The organism is Shewanella sp. SM74 (assembly GCF_025653725.1).
In the GTDB taxonomy this organism is placed as follows: Bacteria; Pseudomonadota; Gammaproteobacteria; order Enterobacterales; family Shewanellaceae; genus Shewanella; species Shewanella oncorhynchi.
In genome coordinates, this window is record NZ_JAKKRZ010000027.1 from 17,457 (window position 1) to 33,183 (window position 15,727).

Consider the following 15,727-nt stretch of genomic DNA (forward strand, 5'->3'; position numbering starts at 1 on the left):
TGATACTGATCACAATAAACAAAAGGCTGCTCAAGATGAGCAGCCTTATATGCTTACAGAATCAAAGTACGAATATCGGACAGAATTCCTGACAGCGTCACACTAAAGCGTGCAGCCATTGCACCATCGATCACCCGGTGATCGTAAGATAGCGACAGTGGCAACATCAATTTAGGCTCGAACTCTTTACCATTCCACTTAGGCTTAATTTCAGATTTAGACACACCTAAAATCGCCACATCTGGGTAGTTCACGATAGGCGTAAACGCCGTACCGCCAATGCCACCTAAACTTGAAATGGTGAAACAGCTACCCTGCATATCAGCGGATTTAAGCTTGCCATCACGGGCGCGGATAGAAATATCGGCTAATTCGCGAGATAACTCGATAATGCCTTTTTTATCCACATCACGCACCACAGGCACAACCAAACCGTTTGGCGTATCAACCGCCACACCGATATGGAAATACTTCTTCTGGATCAGTGATTCGCCATCAGAGCTTAAGCTCGAGTTGAACACTGGGAACTGTTGCAGGGTTTTCGCCACGGCTTTCATCATAAAGACCAGCGGAGTGATCTTATAATCGGCTTTTTTCTTCGCCGCCGCATCGTTTTGCTGCTTACGGAACTCTTCCATCTCAGTGATATCAGCCTCATCGAACTGAGTCACGTGGGGAATGGTTACCCAGTTGCGGTGCAGGTTTGGACCAGAGATCTTCTGAATACGGCTTAATGGAATTTCTTCCACTTCACCAAACTTGCTGAAGTCCACTTTAGGCGCAGCAATCACTTGCAGACCGCCGCCATTGCCTGAACCAACAGAAGTTGCCGCAGTCGCTTTCGGACGCGACAGTTCGTATTTCACATACGCCTGTACGTCTTCTTTCATGATGCGACCTTTACGGCCAGAACCTGTCACTTGGGTCAAGTCGACACCAAACTCACGGGCTAAACGACGTACCGCAGGAGACGCATGTACCGCACCAGTAGACACAGGTGTACCTGCGCTTGGGTGATGGGGTACTGGTGGACGGCTTGCAGGTGTTGGGGCTGCAACGGGTGCAGCGCTCACTGGAGCTGGAACAGCAGCTTGAGCTACCGCTGCTGGAGCTGCACCCGCACTTACTGTTGCAACAGAAGTCGTCTCAATCGTCGCAATGACGCTACCTTGAGAAACCTTGTCACCCACTTTAACAGTCAAAGACAGCAGTTTACCGGCAAATGGCGCTGGCACTTCCATGGTGGCTTTGTCAGTTTCAAGGGTGATCAAACCTTGGTCGGCAGTGATTTCATCACCGACAGACACGAGCACTTCAATCACATCGACATTGCTGGCATCGCCAATATCCGGCACTTGAATTTCTTTTACCGCAACCACACTTGCCGCTGGTGCAGCTGGTGCTGCGGCGACTGGCGCTACCGTAGTGGCAGGAGCCGCTTGGGCAGCAACGGTTGGCGCTGCTGCAGGTGCAGCGCCGCCCACTTCAAGCATGATAACTAAAGAGCCTTGCGACACTTTATCGCCAACCGCAACTTTAACGTCTTTAACCACACCCGCGAAAGGTGATGGCACGTCCATCGTCGCTTTGTCTGTTTCTAGGGTAATTAAACCGCTATCAACTTCAATCTTGTCACCGACAGCAACCAAGACTTCGATAACCGATACATCAGTGTCGCCACCGATATCAGGTACAGTGACTTCAACCACTTTGGTTGCGCCCGTCGCAGGAGCAGCAGCCACAGGGGCTGGAGCCGCTTGAACCGGTGCAGATGCTGGTGCCGCCTGAGCGGGTGCTGCAACTGGAGCCGGAGCGGCAGCTGCCGCGCCCGCCGCTTGCATCATAGCAATCAAAGTACCTTCAGATACTTTATCGCCCACAGCCACTTTCAATTCGGCTAAAACACCGGCGAAAGGCGCTGGAATATCCATAGTCGCCTTGTCGCTTTCGACGGTAAGAATCGATTCTTCTGCCGCTAGGGTATCACCCACAGCTACACAAATTTCGATCACTTGCACTTCATCGCCGCCGATATCAGGAACAAAAACTTCTTTTAATTCAGCCATTTTTATTGCCTCTTACGCGTACTGTGGATTGATCTTGTCAGCGTCGATACCATATTCTTTAATGGCTTTTGCTAACACATCGACAGGCAGCTCTTTGCGATCAACCAGTGATTTCAGTGCCGCAATAACGATGAACTTAGCATCCACTTCGAAGTGGTGACGCAGATTCTCGCGGCTGTCTGAACGACCGAAACCGTCAGTACCTAACACTTTGTAATCGGTAGGAATATAAGCACGTAACTGTTCGCCGTAAATCTTCATATAGTCAGTCGCGACGATTGCAGGTGCATCACTTGAAATCACTTGGCTGATATAGGCTTGTTTTGGCGTTTCGGTTGGGTGCAGCATGTTCCAACGTTCAGCAGCTTGACCATCGCGAGTCAATTCGTTAAAGCTGGTCACACTGAATACGTCGGCAGTAATACCAAAGTCTTTCGCCAGTGCTTGCGCCGCTTTACGGGTTTGTTCAAGGATAGTGCCACAGCTCATTAACTGAACTTTGCCTTTACCTGAACCCGCAACCGTTTCTAACTTGTAGATACCTTTCACTATGCCCACTTCCGCACCTTCTGGCATGGCTGGTTGCTCATAGTTTTCGTTCATTGTGGTCAAGTAGTAGAAGATATCTTCTTGATTCTCGCCGTACATACGACGGATACCATCTTGTACCACAACGGCAATTTCGTAGCCGTAGGTTGGATCGTAAGTAATACAGTTAGGGATAGTGTTCGCCAATACGTGGCTGTGACCATCTTGATGCTGTAAACCTTCGCCGTTAAGCGTTGTACGGCCTGAAGTACCGCCCACTAAGAAGCCACGAGCACGCATGTCACCCGCAGCCCAAGCCATGTCGCCAATACGTTGGAAACCGAACATTGAGTAGTAGATGTAGAACGGAATCATAGGTGTATCGTTGACTGAGTAGCTCGTCGCTGCTGATACCCATGAAGACATAGCGCCGAGTTCGTTAATCCCTTCTTGCAATACTTGGCCGGTTTTATCTTCACGGTAGTAAGCAACTTGGTCAGAATCCTGCGGAATATATTTTTGGCCTTCGTGAGCATAAATACCCACTTGACGGAACAAACCTTCCATGCCGAAAGTACGGGCTTCGTCAGGAATAATTGGCACAATGTTTTTGCCAATTTTCTTGTCTTTCAGCAATGCTGTCAGCACGCGAACGAATGCCATAGTCGATGAAATTTCACGGCCGTTTGAGCCCTGTAAAATCGAATCGAAAATCTTCAGTGACGGCACTTCCATCTCTTCGGTGAACTTTTGACGACGTTGTGGCACGCTACCATGCAGCGCTTCACGACGGCTCATCATGTACTTCACTTCTTCAGAATCTGGACCTGGGTGATAGAAAGGCAGATCTTCTAACTGGTCATCTGGGATCGGAATATTGAAGCGATCGCGGAAATAACGGATAGACTCGATACCCATTTTCTTCACGTTGTGAGCGATGTTTTTACCTTCACCCGCATCACCTAAGCCGTAACCTTTTACTGTCTTAGCTAAAATCACCGTTGGGCGACCTTTGGTTTTTTGTGCATGATCTAAGGCAGCGTACACTTTCACTGGATCATGACCGCCACGGTTTAAGCGCCAAATGTCATCATCTGACATGTTAGCCACCATTTCGGCCGTTTCAGGATACTTACCAAAGAAGTGTTCGCGTGTATAAGCGCCACCTTTGGCTTTACAGTTTTGGTATTCACCGTCAACGGTTTCTTCCATTAACTGCAGTAACTTACCACTTGTATCACGGGCTAATAATGGATCCCAGTAACGACCCCAAATCACTTTAACCACTTCCCAGCCTGCGCCGCGGAATTCGCCTTCAAGTTCTTGGATGATCTTACCGTTACCACGTACAGGGCCATCAAGACGCTGTAAGTTACAGTTAACGATGAAGACTAAGTTATCTAATTCTTCACGGGCCGCTAAACCAATCGCACCTAAGGCTTCTGGCTCGTCACACTCACCGTCACCTAAGAAACAGTAAACGGTTTGTGCTGAACAATCTTTCAGACCACGGTCAGTCAGATATTTCAGGAAACGCGCCTGATAAATCGCTTGGATAGGACCTAAGCCCATAGAAACGGTTGGGAATTGCCAGTAATCCGGCATCAGTTTTGGATGTGGGTATGAAGACAGACCCTTGCCATCCACTTCTTGACGGAAGTTAGCCAGTTGGTCTTCGCTTAAACGACCTTCTAAGAATGAACGCGCATAAATACCAGGGGCGATATGGCCTTGGAAATACACTAAATCGCCACCGTCTTTTTCATTGGGTGCGCGGAAGAAGTGGTTAAAACATACGTCATAAATAGTCGCGCTTGAGGCGAAGCTTGAAATATGGCCGCCTAATTCTAAATCTTTCTTAGAACCACGAAGCACCATAGCTAAAGCGTTCCAACGGATGATGGCGCGAATGCGACGTTCCATCTCTTGGTTGCCAGGCATGTGCGGCTCTTGACCCGCAGGGATAGTGTTCAGGTAAGCCGTTGTGGCGTTATAAGGCAAGTGAGTGCCATTACGACGCGCTTTATCGATCAGCTTTTCTAATAAAAAATGCGCGCGCTCTGGGCCTTCCTGTTCCAACACGGCTTGCAGGGCATCAACCCATTCCTGAGTCTCTAACGGATCTACGTCTTGTAGCATATCTTCAGACATGACACTGTCCTTCTCTATATACATGATAATGAATGGTGTTTGCGGCATATTCCGATTTAGCTGGCAGCTAAATCACAGAACTTAAGCGCCACTCTTTAAACGGCGCAAGCTTCGCTGCAACCGGCTATCTTCTTCCCGCACAGATAACATCACCTCTTCGATGTAACTTAAGTGTTCATTCGAGGCTTCTCTGGCGGCGTCGGGATCACGACGAACGATGGCAGCGAGCAAGGCCCGTCTGTGATCGTTAGCCATAGTAGAAGCTTCTTCGCGGCGGCTTAAAAGCTCCAGGTTTTGCGCCACATTTTGATGCAGCACAGGGGTTAAACTAAGAACGAGGTGTAACATAGCCACGTTATGTGACGCTTCCGCCACAGCACGATAAAAACGCACAATCGCAGCAGCTTTTTGTTCGATATCGGTGGCGGCTTCCACCTCGAGGATCATACGCTTGATATTTTGCATATCGGCGTCGGTACCACGCAGGGCCGCAAAATAGGCCATCATGCCTTCGGTGGCATGGCGGAACTCCAGTAAGTCGTACTGACTCTCTGGATCTGAATTCATCAGTTCAACAATAGGATCGGCAAGGGTCTGCCAGAGTTGTTCTTTGACATAAGTACCACCGCCTTGGCGGCGCATTAACAGTCCTTTTGCCTCAAGCTTTTGAATAGCTTCACGCAAAGAAGGTCGAGACACTTCAAACTGGATCGCCAGTTCGCGTTCAGGCGGTAACTTCTGACCGGGCTGTAAACTACCCTCTAAGATCATTTGCTCTAATTGCGCCATGATCACGTCAGAAATTTTTGGCTGATTAATTTTACTATAGGCCATCAGGCGCTCAGCTCCGTTGTAAATTGGTCTTACCAATTTTTTTGAGTGAGCGCACTTTATCAAATCAGCGTTTTGATGTCCAGATTGAAGATCACTCCTTAAAAGCGATCTCGATCAAAAGCACCCACGAAGAGAGAGCATAGCGGAAAAAAATGTTTATGGGGTCAGACCATTTGACAAAAGCACGGGCTTCGCCCTACTAGGCGCTACAAAAAGCGCAGCGGATAGATGCTAGGCTCTAGATTCTAGACTAGAAGGAGCACTGCGACGCCCTAGCAGCGAAGCGTTCTCGATTCTCGCTGCGAAGCGTCCTTCTTTTAACTCACCAATCCAAAAATGGTCAGTAATGAAAGTACTGCAACAATAAGTGTAAAGTTACGTTTACTGAGTACTAATAATGCTAAAGTTGATTGTACACATATAGGTGCACTTGCGACCTCAGGTAAAGGTTGTGCCGCTAATACCGTTTCAGCAACGACAGTGCGAGCGCTCGCATTTAAGGTCAATCCATTACGGCGCCACGCCGCTAAACCTTCACTAAATTGACCACTTAAAGCATAACCAAAGGCGAAAATCCGGCTCGGTAACCAATCCAGTATCGTAATCACTTCGTTGACTAAGGGTAGCTCTAGAGATTTACGGGCATTCTCTTCGGCATAAAAACGTACCGTGCAATACAGTACAGCACCGACTGGACCTAAAAAAATGAAAAACAACGCCACGGCACCATAATAACGATAGTTAATCCAAGCAACACTTTGACCCACTTTGGCACCTAGGTCTTTCTCGGATACAGCATCTAAACACTCGCTACAATCGAGTTCGGCGGCATAATGGTAACAAGCTTGGACGTCTGAGCGGCAAGCCGCTTGCATATATTTTTTGAAAATATCACGCTGTTTCTGATGGTTAAAACAAACCACGGCCACAACAATCCATAGGGCTAAACTTAATAAGCCCCAAAACATTCCCGCCACTAACCAAGATAAAACATATACCAACAAGGCTGGTAGCACTAACGCCAACGCCATCATCACGCTTGTCAGTGACGCTTTATCACCAAAAAATGTTGTCTGATAGGATTGCAGTAAACGATCAAATTGCCATGATGAAGGAAGAAATTTAAGTCGCTCCACTAAAATGGCGACCAAGAGTGAAAATAATGCCATGGGCTGTACCTCTATAATTTGTCCATAAATAGTCTAGGTTTATATGGAATACGTCTAAAATCCAAAAAGTTAAGTGATTAACTAAGAGCGCAACGCCTGAGTATATTCCTTTAACTTGCCTAAATATCCTTCCCAATCAAAACTTTGCCCTGGGTCCGTTTTCCGCATTGGCGCAATATCACAATGACCCACAATCCGTTCAATACTCAGCAATGGATATTCTACCAGTAGGGCTTGTGTTAACTCGATAAGTGACTGATATTGCTCAGGAGTGTAAGGCTCAGTATCTGTGCCTTCCAGTTCAATACCAATGGAAAAATCATTACAATTCTCTCTCTCACCATAACGAGACACCCCAGCATGCCAAGCCCTGTCATTACAGCTTACATATTGGACACGCTCGCCATTGCGGCGGATCAAAAAGTGCGCCGACACTTGCAACCCCTGCAACGGTGCAAAGCTGGAATCGACATTAGTATCTAAACACCCTTGAAATAATTGATCAATGTAAGGTAATCCAAAGCAGCCTGCGGGCAGACTAATATTGTGGATCACTAACAAACTCACTTCATTCAAGGGACGTTGATTAAAATGTGGCGACTCACAACGCCTCGCACTATCACACCAACCCGAATCAAACCGCATGATGAGCTTATCCTCTATGCCACATATACCGCCTTACTCTAACAGTATTCCTCCAAGCAAAGAAGAAACCCTGCGCACGGAACTTACTGACTGAGCTATCTTTTAACATTGAGATCATGGAGCAAACCATCCACTCTCAATTTAAATAAGGCCGCAGCTTACTCCTTTTGCTCAATCTTCCAACCTGTTCCGTGAGACCTAAGGCCGTGGTAATCTTAACCTAAAATGCAAGTAGGCCGTAATGCAAGGACTCCGCTTATGTTAGAAAACGATATCCGCCAATCAGTAAAATCAGCCCTCAGTGAAGACTTAGGTGGCACCGAAATCAACGATCAAACCAAAGCCATCGCTTATGGCGACATCACAGCAATGTTGATCCCCGCCGATAAGTACGCTGAAGCCACTTTAATCACCCGTGAAGAAGGCGTTTTTTGTGGTAAAGCATGGGCAGAGCAGGTTTTTAACCAACTCGGTGGTGAAGTCGCACTGCATTGGCATGTGGATGATGGCGATCTAGTGTTACCCAACCAGCTATTATGTGAATTATCAGGTCCTGCGCGCGCTATTCTCACTGGCGAACGCACGGCAATGAACTTTATCCAAACACTTTCTGGTGTTGCCACCTTAACCAAACATTATGTCGATAAACTGGCGGGGACTCACACTCGCTTGTTAGATACTCGCAAGACAATTCCAGGCCTACGCACGGCACAAAAATATGCCGTCACCTGCGGCGGCGGAAAAAACCACCGTATTGGCTTATATGATGCTTTTTTGATTAAAGAAAACCACATTATGGCCTGTGGCGGTATTCGCCAAGCCGTAGATACCGCCCGCAGCTTGTATCCGAATAAACCCGTTGAAGTCGAAGTGGAGTCACTCGAAGAGCTCGCCTTAGCGCTCGACTCTGGCACAGATATCATAATGTTAGATAACTTCGACATCACTAAGATGGTCGAAGCCGTGGAAATGAACAATCAATATAAAGCTAAAGGCGCCGGCGCCAAGCTCGAAGTCTCTGGTAATGTCACCTTAGATACCTTAGCCGAATTCGCCAAAACAGGGGTGGACTATATCTCAGTTGGCGCACTCACTAAGCATGTTCGCGCCTTAGATTTATCACTCAGATTAAAAGCTTAAAACCGCTAGATGTTAGCTGGTAGTGGAATGTTCTCGCAAAGTACCGTAAGCACATTCCACTCATAAAATATTAAGGCGAAGTGCATTTTTTTGTAGGGCTCCAGCAAACAAAATGACGAAATTACGTCTGTACTATCATACTCAGCATTCACCCTTACGAAGCACCCAACGAGCCACCATTTCATGTCACCAATTTGACGACATAGAGAGACACGCCAGCTAAACTGATATTGTCAAAAAGTTGTTATAACCTAATATGTCGATAAGTTAGCCTTTTATACAAAAACAACACTTTATTAGTACTTTATACTTAATTTTTGTTTCCTTTTACCTAACTTTGTACTAACTTTTACCAAGGCGAGATGGCCGTTTGGTCAGCCTCACCTAAGGTCAGCACTGGGATTCTTTTTAAAATTGCCTAGTTCACGTTTTTGAGAGGCATATTTTTGAAAACGTTAGCCTAAGGTGCGGTTGCCGAAACAATTTATTCAAACAAGCGCGAATTGAGTAAAGCTGGCTTGGATAAATCAGCATGAGTCATTACACATGGGTCATTCAAGATCATCGGTGTACTGTTAATGTTACATAGATCATATAAATGATTTTATTGACATAAATGAGTAATAAAGTTTGATGAGATAACACAATTTATAGAGTAAAACAGCGGTTAGGTTAAACACTCTATTCAACCACAGTAAGTCACTAAATAGTTAGCTGGAGAGAAAAATGAAGGCCATGAATTTAAACAAAGCATTAAATAAAAAAGCTCAGGGTTTTACTCTGATCGAACTGATGATCGTTGTCGCCATTATCGGTATTTTGGCTGCAATTGCACTTCCTGCGTATAAGGAATATGTCACTAAAGGTAAACTTAACTCATGTGTTGCAGAAGCCGCCGCTGATACAAAAGCTCGTGTTGCAGCCATTATCGCAGAAACAACTGTACCGACATACGTAGCAGGAGCTTGTAGTGCTGTTCCTACAGGATTACCAACGACTCCAGCAACTCTCACAGCTGCAACAACTATCGACTTCGTAGCTAAAGATGCTGCAGGTAAAGCTACTTGCACATATTCAACTGCGACTTGTGTAGCTGTTCCATAAAAATTTAAAACTGAATAAAACTACAAGATACCTCACTCTTGTAGTTTTACTTTTATTATTGATTTTTTTAAATTCTACTTCTATTTGTTAACGAATTACATTAGTAACTTCGGATGATTTTTAATGCCAACATCAGGTCTTCATTTAGGTTTATCCACTCTCTTTATCCGTAAAGGTCTGTTAAATGAAGAGCAGATGGCGAACGCCATCACAAAATCCCGTCAAAATAAGCAAGCGTTAGTCAGCACCTTAGTGCAAAGTAAACTGGTTTCAGCACGTGCCATTGCTGAGATGTGCTATGAGGAATACGGCACGCCACTACTCGATCTCAATGAATTTGATCTTGCCTCGATTCCTGAGGATTTCCTCAATAAAAAACTGATTGAAAAGCACCGCTGCTTACCGCTATTTAAACGGGGAAATCGCCTCTATATCGGCACATCCGACCCGACCAATATTGCCGCCCTCGAAGATTTCCAATTTAGTGCAGGCCTCCACGCCGAAGCCATTCTGGTTGAAGAAGATAAACTTGCTAAAGCGCTAGAAAAAATCCTCGAAGAAGACATCAGCGGCCTAGATTTAGGCTGCATGGATGAAGCTGCACTGGCGAGCATTGAAATTACCGACACTGACAGACGTAATGAAGAGTCCGCAGGCGAGGCCAGCGATGATGCACCTATTGTTATCTATATCAATAAAATTCTAACCGATGCCATTCGTAAAGGAGCCTCGGATTTACACTTTGAACCCTATGAAAAGCGCTACCGCATTCGTTTTCGCATCGACGGTATTTTACACGAAGTCTCTGAGCCCCCTATAAGCCTTGCAGGTCGTTTATCTGCGCGCCTAAAAGTAATGTCGAAACTTGATATCGCCGAACGCCGCGTGCCGCAAGACGGTCGAATCAAGATGAAACTTTCCCGCACTAAGTCCATCGACTTTCGGGTCAGCACTCTACCGACCTTATGGGGCGAAAAAATTGTAATGCGGATCTTGGATTCTTCCTCCGCACAATTGGGCATTGAAAAGCTCGGCTACGAACCCGACCAAGAAAAACTTTACCTTGAGATGTTAGCAAAACCCCAAGGGATGATTTTAGTGACCGGCCCAACAGGCTCAGGTAAAACAGTCTCCCTCTATACAGGATTAAATATTCTCAATACCGAAGAGCGCAATATTTCTACCGCCGAAGATCCGGTAGAAATAAACCTTGAGGGTGTAAACCAAGTTCACATAAACTTAAAAGCCGGTCTCACTTTCGCCTCTGCTTTACGCTCATTCCTGCGCCAAGACCCAGATGTGGTGATGGTGGGCGAAATTCGCGATCTTGAAACCGCCGAAATTGCCATTAAAGCGGCACAAACGGGTCATTTAGTGTTATCGACCTTGCACACTAATTCGGCAGCCGAAACCTTGACTCGTTTAATCAATATGGGCGTACCTGGTTATAACATCGCCAGCTCAGTTAACCTGATTATTGCCCAGCGTTTGGCACGTCGACTTTGCCCCGAATGTAAGCAAGCTGAAATCATCCCTGAGCATGAACTATTACGTTTAGGTTTTGCCCAAGCACAAATTACACAAGGTTTTACCACCTTTAAACCTGTGGGCTGCGAGCATTGCTCCGGCGGCTACAAAGGCCGGGTTGGTATTTACGAAGTGATGAAGATGTCCGATGAAATAGCGCGTACTATCATGGAAGGCGGTAACTCCTTACAAATCGCCTCCCAAGCTAAAGCGCAAGGGATGCGTGATTTACGGCAATCAGGATTATTGAAAGTGATGCATGGCGTCACCAGCATTGCAGAAGTCAATCGTGTAACCAGTTTTTAAGAGTAGAGCACTGCAAAGAGCGCCCTGCTTTTACAACCAAACAGAGATTATTTATGGCTACGGCAACAACAGTAAGAAAGTCTCACGGCAAAAAAAACGAGCAAAAAAGCCAGCCCAAAATCTATACCTTCGAATGGAAAGGCGTAAATCGCGACGGCAAAAAAACGGCAGGAGAGCTTAGAGGTGCAACCGCAGCCGAAATCCGTAGTCAGCTTAAATCCCAAGGAGTAAACCCTAAGAGCGTTCGTAAGCAGTCCTCTCCGCTATTTAAGTTAGGTGAAGCCAATATCACCCCTATGGATATAGCAATGATGACCCGTCAAGTCGCGACTATGTTGGCGGCAGGCGTTCCTTTGGTAACGACATTTGAACTACTAGGCCGTGGCCATGAAAAAGCTAAAATGCGGGAATTACTGGGTACTATTTTAACCGACATTCAATCGGGTATTCCCTTATCCGATGCCATGCGCCCCCATAGACGTTACTTCGACGAACTTTATGTAGACTTAGTCGCCGCAGGTGAGCACTCAGGTTCACTCGATTTGGTTTTCGATCGCGTCGCAACCTACAGAGAAAAAACGGAAGCGCTCAAATCAAAAATTAAGAAAGCCATGTTCTATCCTGCAGCGGTCGTCATAGTCGCGCTTTTAGTCACGACATTGTTATTACTCTTTGTCGTACCTCAATTCGAGGAAATTTTTAAGGGCTTTGGTGCAGAACTACCCGCCTTTACGCAACTGGTACTGCATATTTCCCGCGGCTTACAATCCTCTTGGTACATCTTTTTAGCCGCTATTGTTGGCGGCGTATTTTTGTTTGTACGAGCACATCGAAACTCGCAAATGGTGCGAGATAGAGTCGATGAAGCCGTGCTAAAAATCCCTGCCATTGGACCGATTTTACACAAAGGTGCCATGGCTCGTTTCGCCCGCACCTTAGCTACCACATTTGCTGCAGGTGTGCCGTTAATTGATGGCTTAGAATCCGCCGCTGGCGCATCGGGTAATGCCGTTTATCGCAAAGCCATATTGAATATTCGCCAAGAGGTCATGGCGGGAATGCAGATGAATGTCGCGATGCAAACCACAGGGCTTTTTCCCGATATGCTAGTGCAGATGGTGATGATAGGCGAAGAATCCGGCTCGCTGGATAACATGCTCAACAAAGTCTCAACCATCTATGAAATGCAGGTTGACGATGCGGTTGATGGTTTATCAAGCCTAATTGAACCTATTATGATGGTAGTCATAGGTACTGTGGTCGGCGGGTTAATTGTCGCTATGTATCTTCCTATCTTCCAAATGGGTAAAATCGTCAGTTAATTCATTCGATTCAAATAAAATAAGAAAACTAAATGTCAGAATTTATCTCTCTTTTGGGCCACTCTTTTGATCAGAGTCCTTGGCTCTTTATTACGCTAAGCTTTATTTTTGCCGCTACCATAGGTAGTTTTTTAAATGTGGTGATCCACAGATTTCCTGTAATGATGAAACGGGAATGGCAGCAAGAATGCAATCAGTATTTGCAGGAATACCACGCTGAGATAGTCACACAAATCGGTATTGATAAACTCAATAAACCTATAGATAGCTTCCCCGAAAAATATAATCTTGTGGTGCCGGGCTCTGCTTGCCCTAAGTGCAAAACGGCGATTAAACCTTGGCATAATTTACCTGTATTCGGCTGGTTAATGCTCAAGGGAAAATGCGCCGCCTGTCACGCCCCTATTTCAGCCCGCTACCCCATAATTGAATTCATCACAGGGCTACTTGTTGCGACTTTAGCGTGGCACTTTGGTCCAAGCTGGCAATTTGTCTTTGCGAGCATACTGACATTTGTACTTGTCGCACTTACTGGTATCGATCTTGATGAGATGCTGCTCCCCGACCAAATGACGTTACCGTTACTTTGGCTCGGCTTGATCATCAATCTAAATCATACCTTTGCGAGCCCAACCGATGCCATTATCGGTGCGGCAGCAGGCTATTTAAGCTTGTGGTCCATTTTTTGGCTATTTAAGATCCTCACTGGCAAGGAAGGCATGGGCTATGGGGACTTTAAACTACTCGCCGTTTTCGGTGCTTGGCTCGGCTGGCAAATGCTGCCGCTAGTAATTTTACTTTCATCATTAGTGGGAGCAGCGATTGGTATTACTATGATTATTATGAAACGTCTCAAGCAAAATAACCCAATTCCGTTTGGACCTTATCTCGCAGCGGCAGGTTGGATCGCATTAATAGTAGGAAATAGTATAACTGAGTTTTATATATTAAATTTTTTATAGTGGAATTGTAAAACTTATGAGGCCAACACTCCCTAACATCTATGCAACAATACTTATATCTTTAATTCCATTTATTGGGATAAAAATATTTAACTTCCCAACATCATACTACTCTACAATAGATACGTTTAGCTTATCGTTATTAATATTTATCACACTAAAATTATCACTTTACATTTCAAAGCTTGTCTACGTAGTTATAGCAACAACAATAACCTTTATGATTTTGACATTCTATAGTATTTCTATTGAATTTTTTAAATTCTATGACACTTACATTTCATATGACGGTCTCGCACTTTTTAACGACCTAATTAGTGCAGCAAGAAACTTCACTTTAAAAAAACCTCTTATTTACATTTCACTTATCACACTCTCCACATTCTTTCTTTCTTGCTTAGTGCAAAAAATTAAATTCAAAAAAAATAATTCACTAGTAATTATCTTTGCTATATTTACTTTCATTTTATTAACTAGCATTCATAATGATAGATATTTTTTTCAAAAAATGGCTTCCGTATACTCAGGGCAATCAGCTACGGTTATCGAATCATTTGAAAACCCATTAATGACAATGTTCAGAAGCACACCTATAATAAGTAGGCTAGTAGAAGAACAATCAGACATTAATGCTACGTTGTATAATGATTTATTGTCAAAAAAAATGATGGATAACTCCCTAGATAAACTACCTGAAGAATACTCTCTTGAAAAATATAAAGATATAATTCCTGAATACCCAGGTTATAAACAGTTAGTTGACTATAATCAGCCATTACTTGCAATCCCCCAAAAAAAACTTAAACCCAACAATAAAAACATCATATTGATTGTTATGGAAAGCTTTCGAATGTATGAAAGAGGAAAGAATATTGGTGAAATAGAATTAACGCCAAATATAAATAATATTGCTAAAGAATCGTTAGATCTAACTAACTTTTACTCAACAAATAGAACTACAGTAAAATCAGAGCTTGCCATACTATGTGGTCTTCCTGAAATTTCAAAAATATCACCATTCTCGATTACCGCCGGAAGTCTTCGCGGAAATTGCGCACCTAAGATATTATTAGAAAATGGATATGAGACCATTTGGTTTCATGGTCATAGCAAAAAATTTTTTAATAGAGAAAATTTCCACCCATCTTTGGGATTTTCACGATTATACTCTAAAGAAAGTTTTGTTGAAGATGGTTATGATGAAAAAAATGATATTGGCTGGGGCGTCCCTGATAGAATTCTATTTAAAAAAGCCATAGATTCTCTAAAAGAAATTAAAAAGCCATTCTTTGCAGAGATATTAACATTATCAAACCATCAACCTTTCAACTGGAATTTTGAAAACGACTCCATGTTTTCTTCTTCAACATCTTATTCAGGAGATGACATTTACAAAAACTACTTAAAAGGAATTAACTATTCTGATTATTCCTTAGGAAATTTTTTCCGTGACTTTAAAAAAAGCGAACTATTTAACAACACAATACTTATAATAACAGGAGACCACGGAGTTCCATTTTATGACAATGACAACATTGATGAAAGACTGAAATCAGAAATATTATATAAAGTCCCACTACTAATATATAGTAAAGACTTAAAACATAAAGTTGACACCAATATCTATAGCCACTTAGACATTGCACCTACAATATTATCTTTATTGAACATTAGAGAGCCAAACTCTTTTTTGGGAAGAGCTATAATGGGTATAGATAAAACAACAGTTCCTCGTCCAATCTTCTTAATGAACAAAGACTCTTATGGATTTAAATTTTATAAACTATCATGCTTAGAAAACTACCAAAAATGTAATGAGACTGAATATATGAATAAAGTAATGGAGCAGTCAAAAAGTTTATTTCATTACTTAAATATATCACAAAATGCAGGATACCCTTTATTTCCAGAAAACTCTTTTAACAAAAATCATAAAAAAATCAAATAACTTTATCAAAAAATAATGAAAAATA

General features: G+C 43.9%; 11 protein-coding genes. 6 read left to right on the forward strand and 5 right to left on the reverse strand.

Going from position 1 to position 15,727, the window contains the following annotated elements:
• Nucleotides 1-53: 53 nt before the first annotated feature.
• From aceF to ampD, 5 genes are all read right to left on the reverse strand, one after another.
• Nucleotides 54-2,066: a dihydrolipoyllysine-residue acetyltransferase gene (aceF, locus tag L5M49_RS20320; RefSeq protein ID WP_263266735.1), complete on the reverse strand. Its 2,013-nt coding sequence runs from the start codon at nt 2,064-2,066 to the stop codon at nt 54-56.
• Nucleotides 2,067-2,078: 12 nt separating this feature from the next.
• On the reverse strand, nt 2,079-4,745 hold the full coding sequence (gene aceE, locus L5M49_RS20325) for a pyruvate dehydrogenase (acetyl-transferring), homodimeric type (RefSeq protein WP_105250400.1): 2,667 nt from the start codon (nt 4,743-4,745) through the stop codon (nt 2,079-2,081).
• Nucleotides 4,746-4,826: 81 nt separating this feature from the next.
• Nucleotides 4,827-5,579, reverse strand: coding sequence for a pyruvate dehydrogenase complex transcriptional repressor PdhR (gene pdhR / locus L5M49_RS20330; RefSeq protein ID WP_105250401.1), 753 nt, complete (start codon nt 5,577-5,579; stop codon nt 4,827-4,829).
• Between the two features lie 317 nt (nt 5,580-5,896).
• Nucleotides 5,897-6,748 carry a beta-lactamase regulator AmpE gene (gene ampE, locus L5M49_RS20335; protein ID WP_263236996.1) on the reverse strand — a complete coding sequence of 284 codons (852 nt, stop codon included), beginning with the start codon at nt 6,746-6,748 and terminating at the stop codon, nt 5,897-5,899.
• A gap of 81 nt (nt 6,749-6,829) precedes the next feature.
• Nucleotides 6,830-7,393: a 1,6-anhydro-N-acetylmuramyl-L-alanine amidase AmpD gene (ampD, locus tag L5M49_RS20340; protein ID WP_263266736.1), complete on the reverse strand. Its 564-nt coding sequence runs from the start codon at nt 7,391-7,393 to the stop codon at nt 6,830-6,832.
• A gap of 258 nt (nt 7,394-7,651) precedes the next feature.
• Between ampD and nadC the strand changes: the two genes are divergently transcribed.
• The 6 genes from nadC to L5M49_RS20370 all read left to right on the forward strand — a co-directional run bounded on the left by nadC (nt 7,652) and on the right by L5M49_RS20370 (nt 15,702).
• Entirely contained in the window at nt 7,652-8,533 is an 882-nt protein-coding gene (gene nadC / locus L5M49_RS20345) for a carboxylating nicotinate-nucleotide diphosphorylase (protein WP_105250404.1), read from the forward strand.
• 726 nt (nt 8,534-9,259) lie between these two features.
• Complete coding sequence (locus tag L5M49_RS20350) at nt 9,260-9,637, forward strand: prepilin-type N-terminal cleavage/methylation domain-containing protein (RefSeq protein ID WP_263266737.1); 378 nt, start codon at nt 9,260-9,262, stop codon at nt 9,635-9,637.
• Nucleotides 9,638-9,760: 123 nt separating this feature from the next.
• Entirely contained in the window at nt 9,761-11,470 is a 1,710-nt protein-coding gene (gene pilB, locus L5M49_RS20355) for a type IV-A pilus assembly ATPase PilB (protein ID WP_263266738.1), read from the forward strand.
• Between the two features lie 53 nt (nt 11,471-11,523).
• Nucleotides 11,524-12,792: a type II secretion system F family protein gene (locus tag L5M49_RS20360; protein WP_263266739.1), complete on the forward strand. Its 1,269-nt coding sequence runs from the start codon at nt 11,524-11,526 to the stop codon at nt 12,790-12,792.
• A gap of 32 nt (nt 12,793-12,824) precedes the next feature.
• Complete coding sequence (locus tag L5M49_RS20365; protein WP_263266740.1) at nt 12,825-13,754, forward strand: prepilin peptidase; 930 nt, start codon at nt 12,825-12,827, stop codon at nt 13,752-13,754.
• Between the two features lie 16 nt (nt 13,755-13,770).
• Nucleotides 13,771-15,702, forward strand: a complete 1,932-nt coding sequence (locus L5M49_RS20370; protein WP_263266741.1) for an LTA synthase family protein — start codon at nt 13,771-13,773, stop codon at nt 15,700-15,702.
• Nucleotides 15,703-15,727: the final 25 nt, after the last annotated feature.

What these genes read in the sequence shown, in the direction of transcription:
- L5M49_RS20370 (WP_263266741.1), top strand. Translation starts at nt 13,771, where the DNA reads ATGAGGCCAACACTCCCTAACATCTATGCAACAATACTTATATCTTTA.
- ampD (WP_263266736.1), bottom strand. Translation starts at nt 7,393, where the DNA reads ATGCGGTTTGATTCGGGTTGGTGTGATAGTGCGAGGCGTTGTGAGTCG.
- aceF (WP_263266735.1), bottom strand. Translation starts at nt 2,066, where the DNA reads ATGGCTGAATTAAAAGAAGTTTTTGTTCCTGATATCGGCGGCGATGAA.
- nadC (WP_105250404.1), top strand. Translation starts at nt 7,652, where the DNA reads ATGTTAGAAAACGATATCCGCCAATCAGTAAAATCAGCCCTCAGTGAA.
- L5M49_RS20365 (WP_263266740.1), top strand. Translation starts at nt 12,825, where the DNA reads ATGTCAGAATTTATCTCTCTTTTGGGCCACTCTTTTGATCAGAGTCCT.
- pdhR (WP_105250401.1), bottom strand. Translation starts at nt 5,579, where the DNA reads ATGGCCTATAGTAAAATTAATCAGCCAAAAATTTCTGACGTGATCATG.
- L5M49_RS20360 (WP_263266739.1), top strand. Translation starts at nt 11,524, where the DNA reads ATGGCTACGGCAACAACAGTAAGAAAGTCTCACGGCAAAAAAAACGAG.
- pilB (WP_263266738.1), top strand. Translation starts at nt 9,761, where the DNA reads ATGCCAACATCAGGTCTTCATTTAGGTTTATCCACTCTCTTTATCCGT.
- L5M49_RS20350 (WP_263266737.1), top strand. Translation starts at nt 9,260, where the DNA reads ATGAAGGCCATGAATTTAAACAAAGCATTAAATAAAAAAGCTCAGGGT.
- aceE (WP_105250400.1), bottom strand. Translation starts at nt 4,745, where the DNA reads ATGTCTGAAGATATGCTACAAGACGTAGATCCGTTAGAGACTCAGGAA.
- ampE (WP_263236996.1), bottom strand. Translation starts at nt 6,748, where the DNA reads ATGGCATTATTTTCACTCTTGGTCGCCATTTTAGTGGAGCGACTTAAA.